Below are 3634 nucleotides of genomic sequence, written 5' to 3'. Positions count from 1 at the left end.
GCATTACGGCGATGCTTTGCTCAAACGCCATATCAGTCCGATCCGGACCAGTAGCTACGAAGCTGCCCCGACGATGCGTCGCGCCGCCACACGCAATGCAGCCCGCTGCGACGAAGACCATCGCTGCGGGAAGGCACATGCACGGAATAGGCTTTCGCTGCGACGCCGCCGAAAGCGCCCCGCAGGGCGAACAGGGAAACAAGAATCTTGAACATGGCACACCTCCAGCCCACGGCCGGAGGTGAGCGAGTTACCCGTGACGGATCTCGCCCACGCCTTGCGCGCGGACATGCACGTTGGGGGCGATCACAAACGCGAGATTCGCGATCGCCTGTCGACTCGGATAACTATCCATGGGTTCCACTTGAGTGAAAGACCGACCACACGGTCGGCGCGGGGATCGTACGCCTTCCGTAAAGACCGGGTCAATATGAGAAATGTCTAAAAAAAAGGCCCCGCTTCGCAGCGGGGCCTTCGTCGTTCACCAACCTGTGCTGGCCATCAGCCGCCGGGCGGCGTCATCGGCGTGAGCTGGTATTCCTTCGGCGGCGTGCCGCCGGCGAGATTGCGCACGAAGTAGTCCCAGCGGCGACGCGTCATGTACGTGGTAGCGGCGCCGTAACCATGGTGCGCATTCGGGATCATCACCAGGTCGAAGTCCTTGTTCGCCTTGATCAGCGCATCGACCACGAGCAGGGACTCGTACGGCGGCACGTTGTCGTCGAACGTACCGTGGGCGATCATCAGGTGGCCCTTGAGGCCCGCGGCCCACTTCTGGTTGGCCTGGTCGTCGTAGTTGGACTTGCCGTCCTTGTCGGTGACCAGCAGGCCCTGCCACTTCTCCGCCCAGTCATCTTCGTAGTTGCGGTTGTCGTGGTTGCCCGACTCCGAGATACCGACCTTGAACACGTCCGCATAGCGGAACATGGCGGTCGCCGTGGCGTTGCCGCCGCCGGAATGACCCCAGATGCCGACCTTGTCGGCGTCGAGCCAGCTGTACTTCTTGGTCAGCTCCTTCACCGCCGCGACCTGGTCGGGCAGCGTGTTGTCGCCGATGTTTTCGAAGTACGCGTCGTGGAACGCCTTCGAACGGAGCGGCGTACCCATGCCGTCGACCGCGATGACCACGAAGCCGAGCTCGGCCAGTGACTGGTTGTCGCCGTGCGATGCCACGAAGCTGCGCGAGCGCACCGAGCCGACCTGCGGGCCCGGATAGATGTAAACGACGAGCGGGTACTTCTTCGACGGGTCGAACTTCGTCGGCTTGAACATCTGGCCGTAGAGGTCCGTCTTGCCGTCACGCGCCTTCACCGTGAAAGCGGTGGGCGGAATCCAGCCGGTGGCCTTCAGGCGCGAGATATCGCCATGGGCGATTTCCTTCACCGTCGCACCGGTATCGGCGCGGCGGACCACGGCGACCGGCGGTGTCTCGATGGTCGAATACGCGTCGAAGAAGTACGTGCCGTCCTTCGACATCGAGACCGAATGGTCCATCTTTTCCGGGGTGAGCAGAGTCAGGCCCTTGCCGTCGAAACCCACCTTGTAGAACGACTGGTAGTACGGATCGACACCCTTCTCACGACCCACGCCGCGGAACCAGATCGTTTTCGTCTTCGCATCGATGTGCAGCACCTGGGTGACGTTCCAGTCGCCGGTGGTGATCTGGTGTTCGAGCTTGCCGGTCTTCAGGCTGTACATGTAGAGGTGGCCCCAGTTGCTCCGCTCGGAGAACCAGATCACTTCGTCGGTCTCGGGCACGTACTGCCAGTTGACCATGTCGTTGCCGCTTTCGAAGTAGGTCTTCGCTTTCTCGCCGAAGACCTCGCGCACGTCACCCGTTTCCGGGTTCGCCACGCGGAACCATTCCTGCTTGTGGTCACGCGAGGTGGAGACGAAGGCGATGCTCTTGCCGTCGGCGGCCCAACGCACGTCGTCCCACAGGCCCGGGCTGCACGACACGTCGTCGCAGATCGTCGAGCGATGCTGGTCGGCCGGCATCTTGAAGCGCACGGTCTTCTTCGTCGGCACGTCGATGACGACGCGCTCGATCATCGTGACGTCCTTGTCGCCCGGCAGCGGGTACTTCCAGGTATCGACCTTGGGGTGGCCGACGTTGGTGCTGACGAGGGTCATTTCGCCGGTCTTGCGCTGGTCCTGCTGGAACGTGGCGAACTTCGTCGAGTCCGGCGACCACACGCCGATGGCCTCGTCGGTGTGCTTCCAGCCAGCGTTGTCGGTGGCGTAACCGTAATCCTTGACGCCGTTGGTGGTCAGCTGCGTTTCCGCACCGCTGGCCACGTCGCGCACCCAGAGATTCCAGTCGCGCACGAAGGCTTCGGACTTGCCATCCGGCGAGACCAGACCCGGCTCTTCGCCGTACGCCTTGCCGTTGGCATCTTTCTTCACCGCCGCCAGGTCGCACTTGTCGGCGGCCTTGTCGCAGAGGTAGTGCTTGCCATGCGAGGTGATATCGAGGGTGCCGTCCGGGCGCACCGTGAATGCGGTCACCGGCAGCTTGGTTGCATCGACCTTTTTGCCCGTGGACGTCGACAGCGCCGCGGCCACCTTGTCGCGGTCGAATGCGCGCGTCGCCTGACCGGTCGAGGCGTCGACCGTGATGAACTGGTCACCGTCCTTGTCGTGGTCGCGATACCAGAAATGGGTGTCGTCGACCCACGTGACGCGGGAGACCGAATGGTCCACCAGTGGCGCCGTATTGGTGCCGAGGAACGAGTCCGCGCGGCGGTAATCGTCGGTGGTGACGGTCTGCGCGGAGGCGGTGGCCCCGATCAGGCCAAGGAGGACGGCGCCGGACAGCGCCGCGTTACGTTTGATCGACATCGATGGTCCCCGTGACGGCAACGCGGCGCGGAAAGCGCCGCAAACCGGACGAGGCTAGCCCCAGGCGGCCCCGGCGGCCTATGCCAGAGGTCACGGGTCGACCGGGCAGCACCCCTGTAGGAGCCGATTCATCGGCGATCGGGTGCTTGTCGTAACCGGGCCCGCTGCCGCGGGATCGCCGATGAATCGGCTCCCACAACCGTTGGCGGCGGCGAGTTACCCGGAATGAGGCCCCGATCGGTACCGCTTGCCTTGCCTTTCGATCATTTTCAGGGCCAGGGCGTCCGGCATCAGCTTGAACAGGGCCTTGATCGCCCGGTTCACCCCGCCGTTCACGTAGACCGCCTTGCCGGCCTCCACCGCGTCCATGCCCTGCCGGGCCACGGTCGGGGCGTCCATCCACATGAAACCTGGCATCTTCGAGACGAGATTGCGCGAGCCCGTCACGTCGTGAAACTCCGAATACGTGAAGCCGGGACACACCGCCGTGGTGTGCACGCCGCTGGCCTTGCCTTCGAGCGCCAGCGACTGCGAGAACTTGATCAGGTAGGCCTTCGACGCCGCATAAAGCGTGTGCCCTGCGGAACCCGGAACATGGCCGGCCAGCGACGCGACGTTAACGATGCGACCGTAACCGCGCGACTTCATGCCGGGAATCAAACGGTAGGCCAGCTCGGTCGGCGCCGTCATCAATACCTGGATGAAGGCAGCATGCGTCGCCCAGGGCTGCTCTTCGAGATAGCCGGTGACGCCGTAGCCCGCGTTGTTGATCAGCACATCGATGGTCAGGCCC

The 3634-nt window shown here is 63.8% G+C and carries 3 protein-coding genes; all 3 read right to left on the bottom strand.

Annotation, left to right across the window (positions count from 1 at the left end; all coding sequences use genetic code 11):
• Nucleotides 1-32: 32 nt before the first annotated feature.
• Nucleotides 33-215 carry a hypothetical protein gene (locus tag AC1DT2_RS18040; protein ID WP_213949550.1) on the bottom strand — a complete coding sequence of 61 codons (183 nt, stop codon included), beginning with the start codon at nt 213-215 and terminating at the stop codon, nt 33-35.
• 286 nt (nt 216-501) lie between these two features.
• The gene (locus tag AC1DT2_RS18035; protein WP_477297852.1) at nt 502-2841 is read right to left on the bottom strand and encodes a S9 family peptidase; all 2340 of its coding nucleotides are present in this window, start codon (nt 2839-2841) and stop codon (nt 502-504) included.
• A gap of 216 nt (nt 2842-3057) precedes the next feature.
• Nucleotides 3058-3634, bottom strand: a 577-nt coding sequence (locus AC1DT2_RS18030) for an SDR family NAD(P)-dependent oxidoreductase (RefSeq protein ID WP_477297850.1), incomplete at its 5' end; no start/stop codon positions are given.

It is taken from the genome of Luteibacter sp. P4_E6 (assembly GCF_056401535.1).
This window is presented reverse-complemented; position numbering and strand designations above follow the sequence as displayed.

Coding starts and splice junctions, on each gene's coding strand:
- AC1DT2_RS18035 (WP_477297852.1), bottom strand. CDS start 2,841: ATGTCGATCAAACGTAACGCGGCGCTGTCCGGCGCCGTCCTCCTTGGC.
- AC1DT2_RS18040 (WP_213949550.1), bottom strand. CDS start 215: ATGTTCAAGATTCTTGTTTCCCTGTTCGCCCTGCGGGGCGCTTTCGGC.